Annotated in this window: 19 protein-coding genes; 2 read left to right on the top strand and 17 right to left on the bottom strand. The window is 65.0% G+C overall.

All coding sequences use genetic code 11. The features are described 5' to 3' along the window. Positions 1–52: 52 nt before the first annotated feature. From HZF03_RS07635 to HZF03_RS07625, 3 genes are read right to left on the bottom strand one after another with little or no spacing between them, the layout of a single operon-like run. A complete protein-coding gene (locus HZF03_RS07635) occupies positions 53–2,764 on the bottom strand; it encodes a PAS domain S-box protein (protein WP_119019986.1) in 2,712 nt (903 codons plus the stop codon). 15 nt (positions 2,765–2,779) lie between these two features. After that, the gene (locus tag HZF03_RS07630) at positions 2,780–3,616 is read right to left on the bottom strand and encodes a response regulator (protein WP_011157116.1); all 837 of its coding nucleotides are present in this window, start codon (positions 3,614–3,616) and stop codon (positions 2,780–2,782) included. Positions 3,617–3,637: 21 nt separating this feature from the next. Then, positions 3,638–4,327 carry a response regulator gene (locus tag HZF03_RS07625; protein ID WP_119019985.1) on the bottom strand — a complete coding sequence of 230 codons (690 nt, stop codon included), beginning with the start codon at positions 4,325–4,327 and terminating at the stop codon, positions 3,638–3,640. Positions 4,328–4,912: 585 nt separating this feature from the next. Here HZF03_RS07625 and HZF03_RS07620 point away from each other — a divergent pair. Then, the gene (locus HZF03_RS07620; RefSeq protein ID WP_012495164.1) at positions 4,913–5,881 is read left to right on the top strand and encodes a LysR family transcriptional regulator; all 969 of its coding nucleotides are present in this window, start codon (positions 4,913–4,915) and stop codon (positions 5,879–5,881) included. A 340-nt stretch (positions 5,882–6,221) separates the two neighbouring features. On the opposite strand, the gene hemA is transcribed toward HZF03_RS07620, so the two are convergent. The 14 genes from hemA to bchF are packed head-to-tail and all read right to left on the bottom strand — an operon-like array spanning position 6,222 to position 22,058. Then, positions 6,222–7,433 carry a 5-aminolevulinate synthase gene (hemA, locus tag HZF03_RS07615; RefSeq protein ID WP_119019439.1) on the bottom strand — a complete coding sequence of 404 codons (1,212 nt, stop codon included), beginning with the start codon at positions 7,431–7,433 and terminating at the stop codon, positions 6,222–6,224. Then, positions 7,430–8,494: a putative photosynthetic complex assembly protein PuhE gene (gene puhE, locus HZF03_RS07610; protein WP_011157112.1), complete on the bottom strand. Its 1,065-nt coding sequence runs from the start codon at positions 8,492–8,494 to the stop codon at positions 7,430–7,432. The genes hemA and puhE overlap by 4 nt, the downstream gene beginning before the upstream one ends. Before the next feature lie 13 nt (positions 8,495–8,507). Beyond that, the gene (gene acsF, locus HZF03_RS07605) at positions 8,508–9,605 is read right to left on the bottom strand and encodes a magnesium-protoporphyrin IX monomethyl ester (oxidative) cyclase (RefSeq protein ID WP_012495162.1); all 1,098 of its coding nucleotides are present in this window, start codon (positions 9,603–9,605) and stop codon (positions 8,508–8,510) included. Beyond that, positions 9,602–9,901 carry a hypothetical protein gene (locus tag HZF03_RS07600; protein WP_011157110.1) on the bottom strand — a complete coding sequence of 100 codons (300 nt, stop codon included), beginning with the start codon at positions 9,899–9,901 and terminating at the stop codon, positions 9,602–9,604. Before HZF03_RS07600 ends, acsF begins: the two co-directional genes overlap by 4 nt. Positions 9,902–9,903: 2 nt before the next feature. Beyond that, complete coding sequence (gene puhC / locus HZF03_RS07595; RefSeq protein WP_011157109.1) at positions 9,904–10,410, bottom strand: photosynthetic complex assembly protein PuhC; 507 nt, start codon at positions 10,408–10,410, stop codon at positions 9,904–9,906. A gap of 15 nt (positions 10,411–10,425) precedes the next feature. Then, positions 10,426–11,088, bottom strand: a complete 663-nt coding sequence (gene puhB, locus HZF03_RS07590) for a photosynthetic complex putative assembly protein PuhB (RefSeq protein ID WP_011157108.1) — start codon at positions 11,086–11,088, stop codon at positions 10,426–10,428. Next, positions 11,085–11,852 carry a photosynthetic reaction center subunit H gene (puhA, locus tag HZF03_RS07585; protein WP_011157107.1) on the bottom strand — a complete coding sequence of 256 codons (768 nt, stop codon included), beginning with the start codon at positions 11,850–11,852 and terminating at the stop codon, positions 11,085–11,087. Before puhA ends, puhB begins: the two co-directional genes overlap by 4 nt. Before the next feature lie 22 nt (positions 11,853–11,874). Then, on the bottom strand, positions 11,875–13,308 hold the full coding sequence (locus HZF03_RS07580) for a BCD family MFS transporter (protein ID WP_119019440.1): 1,434 nt from the start codon (positions 13,306–13,308) through the stop codon (positions 11,875–11,877). Continuing rightward, the gene (bchM, locus tag HZF03_RS07575) at positions 13,305–14,006 is read right to left on the bottom strand and encodes a magnesium protoporphyrin IX methyltransferase (RefSeq protein ID WP_011157105.1); all 702 of its coding nucleotides are present in this window, start codon (positions 14,004–14,006) and stop codon (positions 13,305–13,307) included. The genes HZF03_RS07580 and bchM overlap by 4 nt, the downstream gene beginning before the upstream one ends. Then, positions 14,006–14,944 carry a ferredoxin:protochlorophyllide reductase (ATP-dependent) iron-sulfur ATP-binding protein gene (bchL, locus tag HZF03_RS07570; protein WP_011157104.1) on the bottom strand — a complete coding sequence of 313 codons (939 nt, stop codon included), beginning with the start codon at positions 14,942–14,944 and terminating at the stop codon, positions 14,006–14,008. The genes bchM and bchL overlap by 1 nt, the downstream gene beginning before the upstream one ends. Next, on the bottom strand, positions 14,941–18,687 hold the full coding sequence (locus HZF03_RS07565; protein WP_119019441.1) for a magnesium chelatase subunit H: 3,747 nt from the start codon (positions 18,685–18,687) through the stop codon (positions 14,941–14,943). The genes bchL and HZF03_RS07565 overlap by 4 nt, the downstream gene beginning before the upstream one ends. After that, positions 18,662–20,284 (bottom strand): ferredoxin:protochlorophyllide reductase (ATP-dependent) subunit B, encoded by a 1,623-nt coding sequence (bchB, locus tag HZF03_RS07560; RefSeq protein ID WP_104512190.1) that lies wholly within the window; start codon positions 20,282–20,284, stop codon positions 18,662–18,664. The genes HZF03_RS07565 and bchB overlap by 26 nt, the downstream gene beginning before the upstream one ends. A 2-nt stretch (positions 20,285–20,286) precedes the next feature. Then, positions 20,287–21,576 carry a ferredoxin:protochlorophyllide reductase (ATP-dependent) subunit N gene (locus tag HZF03_RS07555; protein WP_011157101.1) on the bottom strand — a complete coding sequence of 430 codons (1,290 nt, stop codon included), beginning with the start codon at positions 21,574–21,576 and terminating at the stop codon, positions 20,287–20,289. Further along, positions 21,573–22,058, bottom strand: a complete 486-nt coding sequence (bchF, locus tag HZF03_RS07550) for a 2-vinyl bacteriochlorophyllide hydratase (protein ID WP_011157100.1) — start codon at positions 22,056–22,058, stop codon at positions 21,573–21,575. The genes HZF03_RS07555 and bchF overlap by 4 nt, the downstream gene beginning before the upstream one ends. Positions 22,059–22,389: 331 nt before the next feature. Between bchF and HZF03_RS07545 the strand changes: the two genes are divergently transcribed. After that, the gene (locus HZF03_RS07545; RefSeq protein WP_119019442.1) at positions 22,390–23,271 is read left to right on the top strand and encodes a cobalamin B12-binding domain-containing protein; all 882 of its coding nucleotides are present in this window, start codon (positions 22,390–22,392) and stop codon (positions 23,269–23,271) included. Positions 23,272–23,329 lie beyond the last annotated feature (58 nt).

Here is a 23,329-nt window from a genome sequence, read left to right as displayed (position 1 = left end):
TTATTATCTTCGATATCGCAAAAGTATTTCTTATATATCGCGGCAGGCGCGATCAGGTCAGCTCGTACGGGGCGTCGAGCACCGGCTCGGCGTTGTCGAGCGCGGCATGCAGCGCCGCAAACGCGTCGTGGATATCCCTGTGAGGCGCGCAGGCGGCCTCCATCCGGCGACACGCTGCTGCTAACTGCTTGAAGCCGAGCTGACCGGCGAGCGACACGGTCTTGTGAGCTGCGGCGCCGAGCGCGGTCCGCGCCTCGTGATCGAGCTTCATCGCGTCGATGTGGTGCGGCCACTGCGTCCTGATGCGCGTGATGGTGTCGCGGAGCTGCTCGGCAAAGCCCGCGATATCGTGCTCGCTGGCAAACATCCGCAGATCTTCGAGCGCAGCCTGATCGCGCACCGGATGCTCCGGCTCGGAGCCAAGCTCGACAGGCGCCAATGGCTCGGACGGCACGTGCGCGATATCGCCGTCGATCCATCGGGCCACGCAGGCCAGCAGTTCGGCGCGATTGATCGGCTTGCCGAGATGGCCGTCGACGCCCGCCGCCTTATAGCGCTCCACCTGTTCGGGAAGCACGTTGGCCGTGAGCGCGATGATCGGCACGTCCCGGTAAGCATGACCGAGCGCACGAATCCGGCGGGTGGCTTCGAGCCCGTCCATTTCGCCCATCTGAACGTCCATGAAGATCAGGTCGTAGGTGCGGCTCGCGACCATCGCAATCGCGGTGGCGCCGCTGTCGGCGAGATCGACGTCGTGGCCGGCCCTGGTCAGCATCGTCTTGCACAGATCGCGGTTCATCTCGACATCGTCGACCACCAGGATCTTGACCGAACGACTGCAATGGACCTGCGCATCGAGCCGCTCGATATCGATCCGCTCGGCGACCGGCAGCTCGACTTCGAAATAGAACGTGCTGCCGACACCCGGCTGGCTGTCGATCTTGAGTTCGCCGTGCATCGCCTGGACGATCCGCTGCGAGATCGCCAGCCCGAGCCCGGTGCCGCCGAATTTGCGCGAGATCGTCTCGTCGGCCTGGCTGAAGCGCTTGAACAGCCCCTTCTGCGCCTCCGGCGAGATGCCGATGCCGGTGTCGGCAACGGAAATGCGCAGCCGGACCAGATGATCAACCCGCCCGATACACGACACGATCAGCTCGACCGAGCCGGCCGTGGTGAACTTGACGGCGTTGTTCATCAGGTTGAGCAGCACCTGACGCAGCCGCCCTGCGTCGCCGATCAGCACCGGCGGTGTCGCCTGGGCGGTCGCGATCAGCTTCAGCCCCTTCTCATCCGCCTTCGGCTCGATGATCGAGGCGCAATTGGCGATCAGCTCGTTGATGTAGAGCGGCTTGCTTTCCAGGGTGAGCCCGCAGGCTTCGATCTTCGAGAAATCGAGGATGTCATCGATGATCACCCGCAGCGAGTCGCTGGCCTCGAAGATCCGCATCACCTGACGGCGCGTATCCGGCGCCAGCGTCTCGTCCTCCAGCACGAGATCGGCGTAGCCGATGATGCCGTTCAGCGGCGTGCGGATTTCGTGACTCATATTGGCGAGGAAATCCGCCTTGGCGGCGCTCGCCTGCTCGGCGCTGGCACGCGCGGCCTTGAGCTCGTCCTCGTATTTGAGCTGCTCGGTCAGGTCGACGGCGATCCCCAGCACGCCGAGGTTGACGCCGGTCTTGGTGCGCAGCCGGCTGAGCGTGAGCCGGGTCGGGATGCGGTTGCCCATGGCATCGATGTAGGTCCACATCGCGGTGTCGGGATCGTTGCGGGCCAGGCGAGCCTGCAGCACACCGAGATTGGAGCTGACCGAGATGCCCTCTTTCCGCATCGCCTCGGCGCGCGCGGCGAGTTCGTCGGAATCGTGGAACAGCATCGCGCTCGCCCGGCCGATCAGGTCCTCGGCCTTGTAGCCCAGCATGCGCTCGGCGGCCGGATTGAACAGCGTAATGGTGCCGGTGACGTCGGTGGCGATCACCGCATAGGCGGCGCGTTCCAGGATGGCTGTCTGCAGCGTCAGGGTCTTTTCGAGCTGGCAGGTGCGTTCGGCGACCTGCCGCTCCAGCGCGGCGTTGAGGTCGTGAACTTCGCGCTCCGCCTGCACCAGATCGGTGATGTCGCGCATCGATGCCGCCATCCCGATCAGCCGGCCGTCATCGGCGCGGATCGGCGAGATGCTGACCGCGACATCGACCAGCGTGCCGTTCGCCCGCTTGCGTTTGGTCCAAAGATAGGCGAACGCGGTGCCGTCGCTGATGCCGGACAGCATTTGCTGCTCTTCGTCGCGCAGATCGTCCGGGACCATCAGCTCGGTGGCATTCTGGCCGATCGCCTGCTCGGCGGTGTAGCCGAACAGCCGCTCGGCGGTCTTGTTCCAGCTCAGCACCGTGCCGTCGATCGACTGGCCGACGATCGCGTAGCTCGATCCCTCGACGATCGCCGCCAGATGCGCCTGCCGGAGCTTGTGCGCGTTGCGCCGCTCGTAGCGCGACAGTTGCAGCTCGATCAGGCCGGCGATCGACAGGCCGACCGCAAGCGAGATCACAAAGATCCACCAGGGCACGTCCAGCCCGTGCCCGACGCCGGGAGGCTCCCAGGCGCGAGTGTGCTGCGAGGCGATCCGCCCCGCCATCACGCTGAGCGAGACGATCACCGCGACCCCGAAAAGTCGGATCAAGGCACGCCCGCCCCGTCGCACCGGCCGTCGCGGCGCGGGCACCGGTGCGCCTTCGAACTTCCTCTTGGCGTCTTTGAAGTCGTTCATCGGTGCGCCATCCGCCTAGACCGCGGCGTCCGGCCTGGACTCGCCCGTGCAGTATTGCTGGATCGTGTCGAACAGCGCCTGCACGTCGAACGACTTCTTGAAGATCGCGATAGCGCCGGAATAGCCCAGAATATCGCGCTTCAGCAGTTTGGCGGTGACTTCATCGATCTCCCACCCGCTGAGGACGATGACGGGGATCTGCGCGGTCGAGCGCGAGCTGCGCAGCCGCATGATCAGGAAATCGGCATCGCCTTCCGGCATGTGATAGTCGGTGACCACCACGCTCGGATACTGACCGGCCGCGATCCGTAACGCACGGGCGGCGTTCGGTGCATACAGCACCTCGATCCCGAGCTTCTTCAGGCGGCTCGCCAGGAATTGGCCGACCTGCTCGTCGTCGTCGACCACCAGCACGCGGGGCCGGATCGGAAGCACATCGGGCCCGGCGATCAGCGGCCCGGTGTGCTCGGCGATCGCTTCGGCCATCTGCGGAAAGATCTCGGTGAGCGCGCGGCTGATGTGATGCCAGAACTGCTCACATTTGCAGGCGTAGAACATCCCCATCGCCTCGCAGCGCTCCAGCGTCTCCTCGCAGGTGACGCCGGTGACCACGATGACGTCGACCGGCAAGCCACCCGGTTCGAGCAGGTGAAACGAGGCGGTGAGCCCGTCGAGCTTCGGCATGTTGATGTCGACGATGATCAGGTCCGGCGACTTGCGCCGCGCCTTGAGCAGCATCTGCAGCCCGTTGGTGGCGGTGTCGACCTCGAAGCCGATCTTGCGGCATCGCGCCGACAACGCGGCCAAAACCGCCGGATCATCGTCAGCAATCAGGATCACAGGGGCGCTCATACGGCTCTCCAGTCGCGCTGATCAATCCGGCCGAAGGCCGCTGTTCTGGTCCAAGAGGTCGAGCAATTCGTCGAGACGAGACACCACATCGGTCCGCGATTCTGGCTGTTGCACCGCCTGTTTCAGCGCCCGCTCGACCTCGGCCGCAGCCGTGCTGATCGCCGCAAAACCATAGATCCCGGCGACGCCGACCAGCTTGTGAGCCACATGGCGCAGTCCGTCCGGCGCCGCTCCATCTTCGAACGGCTCGCGCAGCTCACGCAGCAGCGCGGCGTCTTCCCTGAAGCGGTCACGGATCTCGACCTCGGGAAGCGATTCGGCATCGTCGGCGGCCGCCGCAGCAAGGTCGAGATAGCCGCGCACGCTGCTGATCAGTTCGCGCAGATTGAACGGCTTGGCGATGATGCCGGAGGCGCCGAGCGACTTGAAATCGGAGATGTCGTCGAACCGGCCGCACGCCGTGGTGAAAACCACCGGGATACTCATGGTGACGGGCTGGTTGCGTAGTTCTTCGAGGAATTGCACGCCGTCGACGTCCGGCATCGAAACGTCGCTGAGGATCAGGTCCGGCAGCCATTCGGCCGCAGCGCGCACGCCCTCTTCGGCGGAAAGGCACCCCCTGGTTTCAAGATCCGGATCTCGGGATAGCACCGCGGCGACGACCTTCAGCATCGCGGGATCGTCATCAATATGCAGAATACGACTTTTCACACGACCTCCCTTTCGACGATCGCATGTCGCTTTTGCCGTGGCGGCAGCCAGCCACTCCGTATCACGCAACGAAACCGCGAGAATATTGATAACTCGCGAACTAATATACAGTTTAAATGAACGTGATTCTCGCGCACCGCAAAGACAAACAGGCCAATACTCGTTATCTCACGTAGTTACGTAGTAATCATGGCATTCATTGCGACGCATCAAAATGACGCTGTTTACGAGTATTGCTCGCCGCAAAATCACAGAACTCACCATTGCGGCGAACTAATCGGTTAGCCTCTCACCTTTCCTGAGCGCCCGCGACCACGCACTAACAAAGTCAGGTGTAGCCCCCCTGCGTCGTGCTCGGACTCGTGCTAGCGCCCCACCTCTCCAGCGCAGCGCCCCCATAAGACGTTGCTGGCTCCGACGAACCCGGCCATGACCAGGTCAATCGCCCCCGATCAAAGACAGGCGCAGGCCGATCGCACTCTTGCCCCCTTAAGGCCCGGAGCAAGGGGGCCCCCTGCTCCAGGTTGACCCTCTCTGGCGAATAGCCGAGAGTTCGCAATCGTCCCCGCACGCCGTGTTTGTTTGATGAGCCGACAGTTCAAAACCGTCTCGATTCGCCAGCTTCGCGCGCTGGCGGCACTGGCCGAGACCGGCAGCATCACGGCGGCGGCCGGCAAGCTGAACCTGACCCAGCCGGCGGTGACGCTGCAGCTCCGCAATCTGCAGGCGCTGGCCGATCTGCCCCTGATCCAGCGCAGCAATGACGGGATGCGGCTGACCGACGCCGGGCGCGAGGTGCTGGCGCTCAGCGAGCGGATCGAGGCGGCGATCGCGGCCTGCGAGACCTCGCTGGAGATGATCGCCGGCAAGACGGCGGGGCGGATTTCGATCGGTGCGGTGTCGACCGCAAAGTACTTCGTGCCGTTCGCGATCTCCGGCTTCCTCAAGCGCCATCCGAAGATCGACGTGCACCTGTCGATCGGCAACCGCCAGGAGATCGGCGCGGAGCTGCGCAACTACGAGCTCGACATCGCCATCATGGGGCGTCCGCCGGTCGACCTCGAAGTCGACGTCCACCTGATCGGCGACCACCCCCACGTCATCATCGCCCCGACCGCGCACCGCCTGGCGCGCAAGGACAACATCGCGCCGCGCGAGCTGGCAAACGAGACCTTCGTCACCCGCGAGCCCGGCTCCGGCACCCGCAGCCTGATGGAGCAGTTCTTCGGCGGCGCCGGGATCAGCCCGCCGATCGGCATGGAGATGAGCAGCAACGAGACCATCAAGCAGGCGGTGATCGCCGGGCTCGGCGTCGCTTTCATTTCGGCCCACACCGTCGCCACCGAGCTCGACGAGCGGCGGCTGGTGATCCTCGATGTCGAGGGGCTGCCGGTGGTGAGGCAGTGGTTCGTGGTCAGCCGCAAGGACAAGGTGCTGCTGCCGCCCGCGCGAGCGATGCTTGAGTTCATCAAGGCCGAGGGCTCGCACTTCCTGCCGCGCACCCATGGCCGGATGCGCCTGACCCGGCCGTCGCCGCGCGGCAAGCGGGGCTGAACGGAGGGGGCCGGCGGTCCTGATCCGCTGAGCCCGGCCTTCCGCCGTCGCAGATTTCTGAGGCTCGGCTATGCCGAAACGCCCCCTCACCCGGATTGCTGCGCAATCCGACCTCTCCCCGCGCGCGGGGAGAGGTTAGGCCGAGCCCGAGACCGAGACTTTCAACTGCACGCGCCCGTGTGGGCTCTGCCGCACCCCGAAGCACAGCAGGCTCCCTCTCCCCGCCCTTCGCGGGGAGACGGTCGGGGTAAGGGGCAGACACAGGCACCAAGCCCTTCAAAGACAAAGGCGCGCGCCGGAGGGCGCGCGCCAGTCTTGCTCGGGTAGATCAGGAACGGGCTCAGGCGGCCTTGGCGAGGCCGACCCGTGCCCAGATTTCAGAGAGCGCCTGCACCAGATGCTCGATGTCGGCATCGGTGTGCTGCGGCGACGGCGTGATCCGCAGCCGCTCGGTGCCGCGCGGCACAGTCGGATAGTTGATCGGCTGCACGTAGATGCCGTAGCGGTTGATCAGCTCGTCGCTGATCTGCTTGCACAGCACCGCATCGCCGACCATCACCGGCACGATGTGGCTCGGGTTCGGCATGTGGGCGACGCCAACCTGGTCGAGCCGCATCCGCAGCCGCGCGACACGATCCTGATGGCGTTCGCGCTCGGCCGAGGAGGAGCGGATGTGGCGGACGCTCGCCAAGGCGCCGGCGGCGACCGCCGGCGGCAGCGAAGTCGAGAAGATGAAGCCCGAGGCGAAGCTGCGGACGAAATCGCACAGCGCCGCCGAGCCGGTGATGTAGCCACCGACGATGCCGAACGCCTTCGCCAGCGTGCCTTCGATCACGGTGAGGCGGTGGCTGAGGCCTTCGCGGTCGGCGATGCCGCCGCCGTTCGGACCGTACAGGCCGACGCCGTGGACCTCGTCCAGATAGGTCATGGCGTTGGCGGCGTCGGCGACGTCGCAGATCTCGGCGATCGGCGCGATGTCACCGTCCATCGAGTACACCGACTCGAACGCCACCAGCTTCGGCGCATGGGGGTCGAGATCGGCAAGCTTGCGCTCGAGGTCGCGCGGATCGTTGTGCGCGAAGATCCGGGTCTCGCTGCGGCTGTGACGGATGCCTTCGATCATCGAGGCATGGTTCAGCTCGTCCGACAGGATCACGCAGCCGGGCATCCGCGACGCCAGCGTCGACAGCGTCGCCCAGTTGGAGACGTAGCCAGAGGCGAACAGCAGTCCGGCTTCCTTGCCGTGCAACGCCGCGAGTTCCTGCTCCAGCAGCACGTGATAGTGGTTGGTGCCGGCGATGTTGCGGGTGCCGCCAGCGCCGGCGCCGCAGGAGTCCAGCGCCTCGTGCATCGCGCTCAGCACCGCCGGGTGCTGGCCCATGCCGAGATAGTCGTTAGAGCACCACACCGTGACTTCATTGGTGCCCTCGGGCCGGTGGTGGGTCGCACGCGGGAACGCACCCGCATGACGCTCCAGGTCGGCGAACACGCGATAGCGACCTTCGCGATGGAGGCCTTCGATCTGCCGCTTGAAATAGGCTTCGTAGTTCATGACGTCCTCCCGTTGAGCGTCGCGGCGGGTTCTGCGACCCGTGCCGTTGCCAAGCCACTCCGCGGATGTTGCTCCAGGAAGGTCTGGCGGAACTGATCTTCCAGCCGCTGCCGGGCGCACAGCTGGCGCGCCTTCGGCTGCGCCTCTTCGGCGCGGGCGGTGGGAACGACAACGAGCTGCGGCGCGGCGGGACGAGCCTCAGCGGCCGTCGGAGCTTCTGAGAGCTGCGCAGGCGATCCCTGCGCGGATGCAGCAGCGATGGGAGCGGAGGGTTTCTGTTCCATGACGATGTTCTCCGGCGAGAAACCTGGACGAATGCCCCAGCTCCACAGCGTGATGGCAGGCAGGGGCAGCAGCATGAACCAATGCTCGACGACACCGAGCGCGAACAGCGTCGAGACCAGCGTCAGTCCGACTACTTCAAACGGCGTATCCGCGACTTCGACAATGCGCTGGATCATAACCACCAGCACCGCGGTCGCCATCGTCACCGAAATCGGGAAGAAAGCGCTGACCGGCTTGCGGGCGAAGTAGGTCTTCAGAAACTGGACGGCATCCGGCATCAGCTCGTCATTGGTGACGGGCACGCCGAGGAACAGATTGATCTTGGCGCTCTGGCGCAGCACCCACAGCGCCACATAGGTCCACAGCCCGACCTGGTTTTCGGCGCCGAGCGTCACCACCAGCACCACGCCGCCGCAGGCGAGCAGGCAGATCTCATGATAGATGATCGCCTGCAGCGCGTAGCTGAAGCGGGCGAAGCCCTTGGCGCCGGGCGGGCACGGCTCGGCCCGCGGGCCGGTGAGCCAGCCCGACAGGAACGCGATCTCCTGCGCACCCCACAGGAAGATGATGCAGCTGAACGCCATATAGGCGGCGCCGACGCTGACGTCGTGCGCGGTGACCGACAGGCCGCACAGGGCGATGGTGAGCATTCCCCCGGCGCACACCGCCCGCAGCAATTCAGAGCGGCCGACGCTGCCGACCAGGAGCAGCACCGCTCCGGTGGAGAACCACCAGACGAAGGCTGCGAAGATCGGTGGGCCGAGGTAGCTGACCATCACACCATCCCCCTCACCACGCCGGACGCAGGCCGATGACGCGCGGCAGTTCGTTGCGCTTGGCCGGCAGCAGGAACAGCCGGCCGAAAGCCAGCGCCGCCGAGGCGGCGTAGAACGGCCGCTTCAACTTGCCGAGCAGGCCCTGGCTGTGGCTGCGGTCGATCTTCTCCGCGGCGATGCGCAGCCGCTCGAGGTTCTGCAGGAAGCGCGGATCGTCGAGGTTGATCGTCACCGGGAAGACCTGCTTGGAGATCTCGGTGGTGATGCGGAACACCTGCATGCCGTAGTCGGTGGCATCGACGCCGAGCGCCTCATAGAACGCCGGGCGCATGTGGTCGCGGACGTACATCGTGGAGAACACCGCGAGCAGGAAGAACCGGATCCACAGCTTGTTGACGCCGGACAGCAGCGACGGATCGGCGCGCATCAGCAGAGCGAACGCCTCGCCGTGCCGGAACTCGTCGTTGCACCAACGCTCGAACCACTTGAAGATCGGGTGGAAGCGGCGTTCCGGGTGGCGCTCCATCTGGCGATAGATCGTGATGTAGCGGGCGTAGCCGATCTTCTCCGACAGATAGGTCGCGTAGAAGATGAACTTCGGCCGGAAGTAGGTGTACTTCTTGACCTTGGTCAGGAACGACAGGTCGACGCCGATGCCGTGATCCTTGAGGATCTCGTTGATGAAGCCGGCATGGCGGGCTTCGTCGCGGCTCAGCAAGCCGAACAGTTCGCGGATCTCCGGGTTCTTGATCCGCTTCTTGATCTCGGCATAGAGCACGCAGCCGGAGAACTCGGCCGTCAGCGACGACACCAGGAAGTCCTTGAACTCGGCGCGCAGCTCCGGCGGCAGCTTGTCGAGGTCGCTGTTCAGAAACTCGTCGGTCTTCTTGAAGTGCGACTTGTTATAGTCGGCACGCAGCTCGTTCATCATCGCGGTCCATTCGGCCCGCACCAGGCTGACGTCCAGCTTGTCCATCGCCGCGTAATCGGTGGTGTAGAACCGCGGCGTCAGGATGGTGTCTTGCTTGGCGATGTTGAGGCTGTCGACGCTACCCTTGATGTCTGGTCGCGTTCGGAGTGCGCCTTGGGCGCCACCCTCCATTGGAATCATTGAACCCTCCCGGTCGAAAAGCTGACTTCGTACAGTTCGGTCAGTTCACGGTAGCCTTCGAACCGCGCACGAATCTTGTCGAGAAGACCGGCACGGACCACGGTTGCGGTGCGACGAACGACCAAACGTTCGCCGAAGTCGACGTGGGTCGGCGCATCATGAACCAGGACCTCGTCGCCGGGTCCGATTTCGATGTCGCCGTCGAGGACGACGTGCGCATGCAGGGTTTCCGAGGTCTGTTCGATCTCGACCGTGCAGGGGACGTCGAAGCTCGTGCGTTTCCCTAGTCCGAACATGCTTATTTCGAAGCGCCCTTCTCGTTGAGGATCTCGTTATTGGAGGTGGTTTGATCGGTGCCGTTGCCGGCGGGCATCAACTGCGAAAAGGCGCGGAGATTGTCGGCGCCGAACGCGTTGAGGTCGATCACCTTGCTGGTGACCGGATCGGTCAGCGTGTACTGACCGTTGACGTAGCGGGCGAGCTTGAACGACGGCTCCGAGCCGACGCCGGCTTTCTGGCGATCACGCGCCATGCCGTGCAACACCACGCGGACGAAGCCGGATTGACCCGGCTGCAAAGACTTCACCAGGCTGCGATCGGCGGTCCGATACACGAGCACGGCGCCGTCGGGACTGTCTTCGAAGTTCAGGTCGAGGCTTTCGACCATCGCCGGAGGGGTCATTCGGGAATGACCAACCCCGGTCAGTTGGGCGGTTGCCGCCACAGCGATCGTGAACAACACGACCGCCGCAGCCGCGATCAAAGCGCCCTTCGGAACATTGAGATTGTGCGCGGCCTCGCTCATCTCGATCTCCGGTTATTAGGCTACTGCCGGTGCGGTGGGACTTGGCAGCGGACCGTCTTCTGGGCCGCTACTGGTGGATTGCATGATCGCCACCGCGGAGCTGTCGGTTTGCGCCTTCACTGCCTCGGTGAGTTTGGCAGCGACGGTGGCGACGTCCGGGACCGAGTTGAGCATCGGCTCCGGATGATTGATGTACCAGGGCCGCACATGCGGCCACAGCAGAACGTAGGATGCGCGCTTGTCGTCGATGATCCGCAGGGGGATATCGCCGCTGCCGTCACGATTTTGGCGGAGGTCGGCGTTGGCGATCCGGGTCAACGGGATGTTGATCGTGATCGGCAGCGCCACGCCCATCTGAAGCAGCACGCGCTTTGAGGTGATGGTGTAGCAGGTCGCCCGGCGGAACAGCCAGACGAGCAGTGCAAGCAGACCGAGACCGGCTGCCGCCGGGATCAGAAGCATCGACGCGGACGTCAACGCTTCCGCCGGCGACTGGCCGTTCGACCAGTTCGACCAGGCCTTCCACGCGATCAGCAGGACGAAATAAATCGCCACGGCCCGCATGTGGAAGGACCTGATGGCCAACCCTTTGTAGGTCGGCTTCCCCTGCCAGATGACGCGCTCTCCCTCCGGCAAGGGCGATGGAAGCTCACGAAACTGGCTGGGGCTGTCGATCATACGAGCGACTCCGAACGCAGCGGCGTGGCGTAGAGAGTGCCGGCGCCGTAATACGCGCAGATCTTGTCTTCTTCGAGCTTGGAGACCTGATCGCCCTTCGAGGTGGTCGGGACGCCGGCGAACTGATCGCCGCGGATGGCGTCGACGGACACCTTGCCGAACGGATCGTTGATCAGCGCGAACGGCACCGGGAGCAGCACGCGCTTGCGGCTCTTGGCAACCTCGACCTCGAGGTAGCGGGCGAGCACTTCGGCGCGGTCGACCCACACTTCGGTCACCGTACCACCGACCACGCCGTCGCAGCCGACGACCGGCATACCAACCGGGTTCGGGTCACGCGGATCGAGGAACATGCCCTTGGCGGCACGCAGCGGAACGATGATCGGCAGGTTGTCGAGGCCGAGTTCCGGCACATCGGCGCGCTGCGCGTAGGAGCCCGGGCCGACGCCATCGGCGAACGGATTGCCGGTCGGGACGAACGGCGCACCCGGCCACGGAGCGGCCGGAGTGAGCGCCACGTTCGGGCGGTCGTTGCTGGTCGACGGCACGGTCTTGGTCGCACCGCCACGCAGCAGGTAGGTCTTCGGATCCGGCGGCGCAGGCACGCCGATCTTCGCCAGGCGAGTGCCGCTGCCGGCATCAGCCACCAGCGGATAGCCCTCGCGCTTGTCTTCCCGGCGGAGATAGAACAGCAAGCCAGCGAAGAAGATCCAAAATACGTACAGGGTAACCTGTGCTAAGTCCAAATACGCTCCGGGTTGCATGGGACAGACCCCTTCCTCTTAGTTAACCTGGAAATTCGGCAAGGCCGAATTTGGCTGACGACTGCGCGTAGTTCGTTCGTGTCGTGCGCACGAGCGGACCGACCGCAACAAGCGTTGCAAACAGCAACGCGATCTCGATGTAGTAAACGAAGCAGTAACCAATTGCCGGCCCCGACAGCACGGCACCAAGCGTGCCGTCACTGGCGAGCGAAGCGACGGCGTCGCGAATGCCGCCGCCGAGCAGGATTCCGCCGCCGGCGGCGGTTGCCTGCACTGCGCCCCACGTGCCGAGCGCCATTCCCGAGTCGCTGCCTGACGCGACGGCCATTGCCGCGGTCAGCGTGCCGGCCGCAAACAGGCCGCCGCCGAGACCGATCAGCGCAGTGCCGACACGGAACAGCAGCACCGACTGCGCCGGCGCCGAAATCACCACCGCTGCGAAGGCGAACATGCCGATCATCGCACCGAGCCCTGCGAGCCGATACGGATCGCCGCCGCGGCCGAGCGTCCGCGCCGCCAGCGCAAAGCCGGCGAGCGTGCCGATTGCGAAGAATGCCGTGAGCGCCGTGGTCTGACCGACGGTGAGCTGCAGCACCTGCGCGCCGAACGGCTCCAGCAAAATGTCCTGCATCGAAAAGCCGGCTGTGCCGAGCGCCACCGCTACCAGCATCCGGGTCGAGCCGCCGGCAGCGCGGAACTGCGCCCAGGACTCGCCGAACTGCGGACGCTGCCGCGAGGCGGCGGTCAGTGCCGGGTTACGGGCTTCCTGCTTCCACAACGCAACGATGTTCAGCAGCAGCTGCACCACCGCAACGCCCTGAATCACCTGAATGAGCTTGAGCTCGCTGAAGTCGCGCAGCAGTTCGCTGAAGATCACGGCGCTGCCGGTCATGCCGATCAGCAGCATCACATACAGAAACGCCACGACCCGCGGCCGCGAGTCTTCCGGCGCGATGTCGGTGGCGAGCGCAAGACCGGCGGTCTGTGTGGTGTGCAGGCCGGCGCCGACCAAGAGGAACGCCAGCGCTGCGCCGAACTGACCGTACACCGCCGGATAAGCGCCCTCGCCCGACAGCACCAGCAGCGCGAACGGCATGATGGCGAAGCCGCCGAATTGCAGCAGCGTGCCCATCCAGATGTACGGCACCCGGCGCCAGCCGAGCACCGAGCGGTGATGGTCGGACTTGAAGCCGATCAGCACGCGGAACGGCGCGAACACCAGCGGCAGCGACACCATCAGCGAAACGAGCAGTGTGGTAACGCCGAGCTCGACGATCATCACCCGATTGAGGGTGCCGTTGAGCAGAACGATCGAAGCACCAACCGAGACCTGGAACAGCGACAGACGCAGCAGACGACCGAGCGGAAGCTCCTTCGTCGCCGCGTCAGCGAACGGCAGGAAACGCGTCCCGAGACGCATCCAGCCTTTCGCCAAAGTCGCCGCCACTTGGCTCATCGTCGAACCATCTCCAGGGCCTGCGAGGTATAGAAGCCGGACGACACCCGATGGGTGCGGCCGGGCTGCCATTGCGCCAGCAGCGGATCTTCCGCCACCAGGCCACGAAGCGTCTTTTCGCTGATCGGCTCGATCGCCGGCGCACGGTCTGCGCGCGGGAAGAAACCGCCGACGAAATGCATCAGCGTCAGCAGCGGAGTCTTCGGCGCGAACGTCACCGCCATCGATTGCCGGGTGCGCGACGCCAGCGTCGCCAACATGCGGCAGATGTCGTGCGGCAGGTAGTGGATCAGCGAGTCCATCGCGACCACGAAGTCGAACTCGCCGAGTTCGGGGTCGAGCATGTCGCCGGAGCGGAAGTCGATCGCGGCCGGATCGATGTCGTCCGGCAGACGCTCGCGCGCCACCGCCACCAATGTCGGCGACAGATCGATCGCAACGATCTTGGCACCGCGCCGCGCCGCCTCGATCGACAGCGCGCCGGTGCCGCAACCGGCGTCGAGCAGCCGGGTGCCGGTCATGTCGGCGGGAAGCCACGACAGCAGCGTGTTGCGCATTTCGTCGCGGCCGGCGCGCACGGTGGCGCGAATGCCGCTGACGGGAGCATCCGACGTCAGCTTGGCCCAGGTGTCGGCCGCGGTGCGATCGAAATAGGTTTCAAGCTCGCCGCGTCGCTCGATGTAGCTGCCCAACGCCATCAATCAAATCCCAAGAGATCAAAGATGTCGCGATCCTTCAGCGGCTTGCCCTGGACCGGGGGTTCCTTCGCCTCCCACAATTCCGTCGCGAGCCGAAGATACTCATTTTGCACAGCTTCAATTTCTGGGGTGTGATCCATCTCAAAAAGCGTCATCTTTTTCAGACGGCTCTTTCGGATGACATCCAGATCCGGCAGATGCGCGACGCGCTTGATGCCGGTGCGCTCGCCGAACTTGTCGATCTGGTCGGTTTCGCGGCTGCGATTGGCAATCACTCCCGCCAGACGGACGGCATAATTCTTCGACTTCGCTTGGATCGCCGCGGCGATGCGGTTGGCGGCGAAGATCGAATCGAAATCGTTGGCGGCAACGATCATCGCCCGCTCGGAATGCTGCAGCGGCGAGGCGAAGCCGCCGCACACCACGTCACCGAGCACGTCGAAGATCACCACGTCGGTATCTTCGAGCAGGTGGTGCTCCTTCAAAAGCTTGACGGTCTGGCCGACGACGTAGCCGCCGCAGCCGGTGCCGGCCGGCGGACCGCCTGCCTCGACGCACATCACGCCGTTGTAGCCCTCGAACACGAAGTCTTCGGGGCGTACCTCCTCGGAGTGGAAGTTCACCGACTCCAAGACGTCGATCACCGTCGGCATCAGCTTCTTGGTGAGCGTGAAGGTGGAGTCGTGCTTCGGATCGCAGCCGATCTGCAGCACGCGCTTGCCCAGCTTGGAGAACGCCACCGACAGGTTCGACGAGGTCGTGCTCTTGCCGATGCCGCCCTTGCCGTAGATCGAGAACACCTTGGCGGTGCCGATGTTGAGGTTGGGGTCGAGCTGGACCTGGACACTGCCCTCGCCGTCGCCCTCGGCGCATTTCGACGCGTTGACGTCGGCGCAGCCCGAGGTCTTGAGCTTATTGGGATCAGTCAGGATGTTCATGCGGCCACTCCCACGCCTTCCAGGCGATCCTCGAGCTCTTCGCCTGCCTTGCGCAGGGTCTCGAGCATTTCCGGGTCCGGAGACCAGTAGTTGCGTTCGTGCGCTTCAATCAGGCGGTTGGCGACCTTCGCCGAAGCCACCGGATTGAGCGCGGCGAGGCGTGCCCGCATTTCAGGGTCGAGCACGAAGGTCTCGGTGAGCTGCTTGTACACCCACGGCGCGACTTCACCCGTGGTTGCCGACCAGCCCATAGTATTTGTCACGTGCTCTTCGATCTGGCGCACGCCTTCGTAGCCATGCTTGAGCATGCCCTCGTACCACTTCGGATTCAGCATCCGAGTGCGAGTCTCGAGTGCGACCTGCTCCGACAGCGTCCGGACGGTGCCGGCGCCGCGGGTCTGATCGCCGATATACACCGGCGCAGCCTGGCCGCCCTTCGCCTTGCGCACCGCGCGGCTGATGCCGCCGAGCGTGTCGAAGTAGTGATCGACGGTGGTGACGCCGAGCTCGACCGAGTCGAGATTCTGATAGGCGAGATCGACGTCGGCGAGCGCGCTCTTGAGCAGTTCGGCGTGCTGCACCGGCTGGCCCTTGAGACCGTAAGCGAAGCTCTTGCGCTTGGTATAGGTCTCGGCGAGCTCGTCCTCGTCTTCCCAGCGGCTGTTCTCGACCAAATGGTTGACGTTGGAGCCGTAGGCACCGTCGGCATTGCCGAACACCCGCAGCGACGCCGTCTCCATGTCGCATTTGTGCTCGGCCTGGTAGGCCAGCGAATGCTTGCGGATGAAGTTCTGGTCGGCCGGCTCCTCGGCACTCGCCGCCATGAAGGCGGCTTCGGCGAGCAGCTTGATCTGCAGCGGCAGCAGGTCGCGGAAGATGCCCGACATCGTGATGATCACGTCGATCCGCGGCCGGCCCAGCTCTTCGAGCGGGATCAGGTCGGCGCCGGCGAGACGGCCGTAGCCGTCGAACCGCGGCCGGGCTCCCATCAGCGCCAGCGCTTGGCCGATCGGCGCGCCTTCGTTCTTGAGGTTGTCGGTGCCCCACAGCACGATCGCGACCGTCTCGGGCAGCGGATTGCCCTCGGCGATGTGCTTGTCGATCAGCCGCTGCGCCTGCTTGGCGCCGTCCTGGAGCGCGTAGGCCGACGGAATCCGGAACGGATCAAAGCCGTGCAGGTTGCGGCCGGTCGGCAGCACCGCGGGCGTACGCAGCAGGTCACCGCCCGGCGCCGGACGGATGAACTTGCCGTCGAGCGCGCGCAGGATCGCGGCGAGTTCGTGATCTTCGGCGAGCAGTTTGTCGATCCCGGCCAGCTCCTTGAGCATGTCGAGATTGGCCTGAGCCTCGGGACCATTGCCGGACAGATGTTCGGGATGGCCGCCGCGCACCAGCGCTTCGAGCAAGGACTTGTCGGGGCGCTTGCCGTGCATCGCATCGGCAACGGCTTCCAGCGTCTCGACCCGCTCCTCTTCGGACGGCACATTGCCGACCACATGGAGGCCGTGCGGGATCAGCGCGTATTCCATCTCGAGCACGGCGTCGGCGAGCTTGGCGATGGTCGCCCCCGCCTCTTCGGCGGTCCAGGCCGGCTCGGCCGGGGCAAGGTCGAGGCCGGCGGCCTGCGCCTGCACCAGCGTCGCGAGATTCGCGCGCTCGGTCTCTTCCTCCGGCGTCAGGCCGCGCCAGCGCTCCAGCGAAGACTTCAGCTCGAGCAGCCCGCGATACAGGCCGGCATGCGCGACCGGCGGAGTCAGGTAGCTGACCAGCGTCGCCGCCGACCGCCGCTTGGCGATCGCGCCTTCGGACGGGTTGTTGGAGGCGTACAGATACATGTTCGGCAGATCGCCGATCATGCGGTCGGGCCAGCAGGTGCCGGACAGGCCGGTCTGCTTGCCGGGCATGAATTCCAGCGCGCCGTGGGTGCCGAAATGCAGCACCGCGTGGGCGCCGAAATCCTGCTTGATCCAGCGATAGAACGCCGAGAAGGCATGCGTCGGCGCAAACCCCTTCTCGAACAGCAGCCGCATCGGGTCGCCTTCGTAACCGAACGCCGGCTGCACGCCGACGAACACGTTGCCGAAGCGCTCGCCGAGAATGAAGATCGACGAGCCGTCGCTCTGCTGCTTGCCGGGCGCCGGACCCCACTGCGCTTCGATCTCCCGCAGATAGCGTTCGTTCTTGACGTGATCGCCGGCCATCACGCGGGCATGGACGTTGGCATTGGCGCCGAACCGTGCCGCATTGCCGTTGATGATCGCCTCACGCAGCGCGTCGACGCTTTCGGGGACCTCGACGGTGTAGCCTTCGGCCTTCATCGCCTTCAGCGTGTTGAACAGCGACTCGAACACGCCGAGGAACGCCGCGGTGCCGGTGTTGCCGGCGTTCGGCGGGAAGTTGAACAGCACCGCAGCGACCTTGCGGTCCTTGCGTTCGCTCCGGCGCAGCGCCACCAGCTTGGCGGTGCGCGACGCCAGCATTTCGGCGCGCTCGCTGCAGACATGCATGTCGCCGCCGCTTTCGTTGCGCTCGAACTTGCAGAACTTCTCGCAGCCCGGGCAGGCGACGTCGCCGCCGTCGGAGCGGCCGCCATAGACCATCGGGTTGGAACAGCCGTCGAGCTCGGGGATCGCCACCATGATGGTGCTTTCCACCGGCATCAGGCCGCGATCGGACGTCGCCCACTGCTCCAGCGTCTGGAACTCGACCGGATGCGCCGACAGATACGGCACGTCGAGCGCGGCGAGGATGTCTTCGGCCGCCTTGGAGTCGTTGTAGGCGGGACCGCCGACCAGCGAGAAGCCGGTGAGCGACACCACCGCATCGACCGTGGGACGGCCGTTCTTGATGAAGAACTGCTCGATCGCCGGGCGCTGATCGAGGCCCGAAGCGAACACCGGAATCACGCGCAGGCCCTTGGCCTCGAACGTCTCCAGCATGCCGTCATAATGCCCGGCATTGCCGGCGAGCAGATAGGAGCGCAGCAGCAGCACGCCGACCGTGCCCTTGGCCTCGCTCGGGCCCGTCGGCAGCTTGTCGACCGACTCGGCAATCCGGCCCTTCATCTTCGGGTGGTACACCCCGATATCTGGATATTCGAGCGGCGGCTCGACCTTGGCGACGCCGCGCAGACCCTTGCGCGGACCGCTCGCGTAGCGGTCGATCAGCAACCGCACCATATTGGCGATGTTCTGCTCGCAACCGGCCAGCCAGTACTGCAGCGTCAGGAAGTAGGCGCGCATGTCCTGCGCGGTGCCGGGCACGAAGCGGAGCAGCTTCGGCAGCTGCCGCAGCATCTTCATCTCGCCCTTGCCGGCCGAGCCCTCGTGCTTCTTGCCGCGCAGCTTCTTCAACCAATTGATCATGCCGAGCGCTTCGGCGCTCATGTCGAACTTGCCGATGTGGGTGAGCTTCACCACCTCGGAGGCCGACATGCAGCACACCATCGCGTCGCATTCGGTGCGCCGCGCCTGCAGCGCCGGCATTACCGCACGGACGTGATCGTCCATGAACAGCATGGTGGCGATGATGATGTCGCCGGTGGCGATGTCGGCGAGGCAGCGCTGCAGCGCGTGTCCGTCGCTCCCCCACTCGTCGGCGGAGTGCACCGTCAGCTCGATTCCGGGATAATCCTTCCGCAACACGTTGCGAGCACGTGCGGCGGCACCGGACAAATGGCTGTCCAGCGTGACGATGACGACCCGAACCGGGGTCTTGTCAGCGGGCGAAGTGCGCTTTGGCATCGTACAAGGTCTCGACAGTAATGGTTGCGACACCGTTTTCGTTGGCGAAGCGCTCGGTATTTCGGCGAGCCTTGCCGCGGACGAAGAACGGTATCTTCAGCAGTTCCTTTTCGGCTTCCGGCGCCCACACGGCCCCTGTGGGGGCGGTTGCGACCGGAGCCGGGTTAGATGCTGCACCGTCGAGAACCGGCGCGCTTTGCGGCAGCGCAACGGCGACCTCCGCCGCTGCGGGCGCGGAAGCCGGTGCGTGGCCGGTGCCGAGATGTGACGGTAGCGCGCCGTCCTTGAATTCGAAATCGTCCTTGAACATCGCCAGAAGATGCTCTTCGAGGCCCATCATCAGCGGATGGACCCAGGTGTCGAAGATCACATTGGCGCCTTCGAATCCCATCTGCGGCGCATAGCGCGCGGGGAAATCCTGGACGTGCACCGGCGCCGAGATCACCGCGCAGGGCACGCCGAGGCGCTTGGCGATGTGGCGCTCCATCTGGGTCCCGAGCACCAGCTCCGGATGCAGTTCGGCGACCTTGGCTTCGACTTCGAGATAGTCGTCGGTGATCAGCGCCTCGACGCCGTATTTCGCCGCCGCCTCGCGGACGTCGCGGCCGAATTCACGGCTGTAGGTGCCGAGCCCGACCACCTTGAAGCCAAGCTCCTCCGACGCGATTCGCGCCGAGGCGATCGCATGGGTGGCATCGCCGAAGATAAAGACGCGCTTGTTGGTCAGGTAGGTCGAGTCGACCGAATGCGAGTACCACGGCAGCCGGGTCGAGGCCGCAGCCAGCACCGGCTCCGGATCGACGCCGGCAAGGCCCGCGACTTCGCGCACGAATTCGCGCGTCGCCGACACGCCGATCGGAATCGTCTTGGTGAACGGTTGATGGAAGATCCGCTGCAGCCAGGACGCCGCCTGCGAGGCGACTTCCGGATACAGCACGACGTTGAAGTCGGCCTCGCCGAGACGGGTCAGATCCGCTGGCGTCGCGCCCATCGGCGCCACCACGTTCACGTCAATGCCGAGCTGGCCGAGCAGCCTGGTGATTTCGGTGATGTCGTCGCGATGGCGGAAGCCGAGCGCGGTCGGCCCGAGCAGATTGCACTTGGCGCGCTGGCCCGGCGCGCGCTCAGCACGCTTGGTGCCGGGCGGCGGCGCCTTCGGGCCGGCGATCGCGCGCACCAGCTGATAGAACGTCTCGGACGCGCCCCAGTTTTCCTTGCGCTGATACGCCGGCAGATCGATCGGGATCACCGGGATCGAGAACCCGAGCGACTTGGCGAGCCCGCCCGGATCGTCCTGAATCAGCGAGCCGGTGCAGGACGCGCCGACGATCATCGCCTGCGGCTTGAAGCGCGCATAGGCATTGCGGGCCGCGCTCATGAACAGCTCGGCGGTGTCCTTGCCGAGATCGCGCGCGGCGAACGTCGTGTAGGTCACCGGCGGCCGCTTGTTGCGGCGCTCGATCATCGTGAACAACAGATCGGCGTAGGTGTCGCCCTGCGGAGCGTGCAGCACGTAGTGCAATTTCTCCATACCCGTGGCAACGCGCATCGCGCCGACATGGGGAGGGCCTTCATAGGTCCATACGGTGAGCTGCATGGTCAGGCCACCAACTTGGCGCGCCGCACCAGCGGCCGCGCGAACAATTCAGCGAGATCGGCCGCCTGCTCGTAACCCTGGATCGGGGTGAACACGAGTTCGATCGACCATTTGGTGGTGATGCCTTCCGCTTCGAGCGGATTGGCGAGGCCGAGGCCGCACACCACGATATCGGGACGCGCGATGCGGCAGCGGTCGAGCTGATCGTCGACGTCCTGACCTTCGGTCAGCGCGACTTCGATCGGCAACAACTTCAGCTCTTCGGCGAGATGTTCGCGGTGCAGATACGGCGTGGCGACTTCGACGAGCTGCATGTCGAGTTCACGCGACAGGAAGCGCGCCAGCGGGATCTCGAGCTGCGAGTCGGGGAAGAAGAAGATTCGCCGGCCGCCGAGCTCGCTCTTGAACGCAGAGAGCGCGCGCTCGGCGCGGGCGCGATTGGGCGCGGTGACTTGCTCGAACTTCGCCGGGTCGACACCGAACGCATCGGCAGCCGCACGCAGCCAGCCGGTGGTGCCTTCCACGCCGAGCGGGAACGGCGCCGCGAGACGCTTGGCGCCGCGCTCTTCCAGTGCCCGCACGGTGTCGGGCAGGAACGGCTGCGCCATCAGAATCTTGGTGTTCGGTCCGACGCTGGGCAGCGCGGTCGATTTGCGCGGCGGGAAGAACGCGACGTTGCCGACGCCGAGCGCCTCGAACATCCGCGCGAACTGATCTTCCACCACGTCGGCGAGCGAACCGACCACCAGCAGCGACGGCTTGGTATCGGTCTGGGCCGGCAGTTCCGGCACCAGCGACGCCAAACAGGCATCTTCACCCTGGGTGAAGGTGGTCTCGATGCCGCTGCCCGAGTAGTTGAGGATACGAACGCCGGGTGAGAACCGCTGCGACAGGCGGAGCGCGGCGCGCGACAGATCGAGCTTGATCACTTCCGACGGGCACGAGCCGACCAGAAACAGCAGCTTGATGTCCGGACGACGCGCCAGAAGCTGCGTCACCACACGGTCGAGCTCGTCATTGGCGTCGGTGAGACCGGCGAGATCCTTCTCTTCCATGATCGCCGTGCCGAACCGCGGCTCGGCAAAGATCATCACGCCGGCGGCCGACTGGACCAGATGCGCGCAGGTGCGCGAACCGACCACCAGGAAGAACGCATCTTGAATCTTGCGATGCAGCCAGACGATGCCGGTCAGCCCGCAGAACACTTCGCGTTGCCCGCTCTCGGTGCGGATTTCGCGAGACACCAGTTGATCCGCGGTCGCGGTCGAACAACCTGTGACATGAACGGTCATGCGCGGCTCCCGGACACCGAGGGCTCGCGCAGGCCAGCCAGACGCTCGTCGCGGCGCGCGGCGCGCAGCTTGAGCACGAACTGGGTGGCGTTGACGACGTAAGTCGCATAGGCCGCAAGCGCGACGTACATCTGATCACGCGCATCGCCGAGGCCGAGGAACAGCATCACCAGATAGACGGTGTGCAGCGCCAGCACCAGGAAACTGAACACGTCCTCCCAGAAGAACGCGGGCGCGAACAAGTAACAGCCGAAGACTTCGCGCTCCCAAATCGCGCCGGTGATCATGATGGTGTAGAGCACCAAAGTCTTGATCACGACCGAGACGGTCGCAGCGGCGTAGCCGTCGCCGGTTCCGAGATAGCGGAGCACCAGGCCGAGGCTGATCAGGAAGACCACGAACTGGACCGGCGCCAGGATGCCCTGCACCAGCGTCCATTTTGTTGCGTCCCGGCGAACCCGCTCTTCGGGCGTGTAGAGCATCTTAACCGTCTGCTTTTGCTGAGAAACCGCACCAGCGGTGCCATTGTGCGGCAAAGCACCCTCCGCGCTCTTCATGTAAAGAACGTTTGACACGTGCGTGTCGCGGTGGTGCGATACCGGAACGTTAGATTGGGAGGCCGGGACTGTCGCACCGAGACCCTCTTTTTCTTGATCTGATGCTGACGGATGATGCACCGCGCCACTCCCTAAAGTGCGGCTGATCAACAAAGGCTAGTCTCCACTCATGCCACTGTCAATCAAACCATACGTAAATTAAACTTGACGGTCTGTCGGCCGTCAGCCTTAAGTCGAAGGTCAGGGAGTACCGCTCATGACGGACTGGGACGACCCTCCGATCGCGGCCATTGCCGACGCCGAACCGGCCACCCTCCCGGTGACACCCCTACCCCCTCCGATCCCGGAGCCGCTCTGGCGAGCACGCCCCCGGCCCCAGACCTCTGCCATTGCCCTATCGCTTCGAACGCTCACCCATTCCCGAATTAAGCTGCACACGATCTCGTTTTCGAACATGTCCGCCCCGGTCGATCCTGGTACGCCTTTCGGTGTGCAGCACTTCACCCTGTTGGTTCTCGGTCACGACGAGACTGCTGCCTTCGACTACGTGGAGAGTCTTATCGCGCGGGGGACTGCCACCGAATTGATCTTCCTCAACCTGCTCGCGCCGGCCGCGCAGCGCCTCGGCGAGATGTGGGAGCACGACAGCGCGAACTTCCTCAACGTCACGCTCGGGGTTAGTCGGCTGCAACGAATTCTTCGCCATCTCGGCGAAAGCGTTGCCGATGATCACCGTGCCAGTGGTGGTGGCACTGTGCTGTTGACCACGCTGGATGGCGAGCAACACAGCTTCGGGCTGACGATGGTCGCAGAGTTCTTCAGGCGCGACGGCTGGGACATCTGGACCGGCCCTTTCAACACGCGTCGCGAGATGATGTCCCTGGTGCAGGACCGTATGTTCGACGTCGTCGGCTTTTCGGTCGGCGGCGATCGCCACCTCGATCAACTCAAGCGCTACGTCCAGGACATCCGCCGCGACTCGCGCAATCGCGATGTGGCAATCCTGCTCGGCGGCCCGCTGCTGCTGCTCCGGCCGGAACTGATCCGCTCGATCGGAGCGGACGGTTATGCGGTCGATGGGGCAACCGCGCCGCGGCTCGCCCGCGCGCTGGTCCACGCCGCGCGGAACAAGAGCTGACGCGGGTTCGCATTCGCGATTCGATTTCTGCTATAAGGCCTCCTGCATTGGAGGCCTG

The organism is Rhodopseudomonas palustris (assembly GCF_013415845.1).
GTDB classification, from domain to species: Bacteria; Pseudomonadota; Alphaproteobacteria; order Rhizobiales; family Xanthobacteraceae; genus Rhodopseudomonas; species Rhodopseudomonas palustris_F.
The sequence above is the reverse complement of the archived record's forward strand: the minus strand, read 5'-3'. Positions and strand labels throughout refer to the sequence as shown.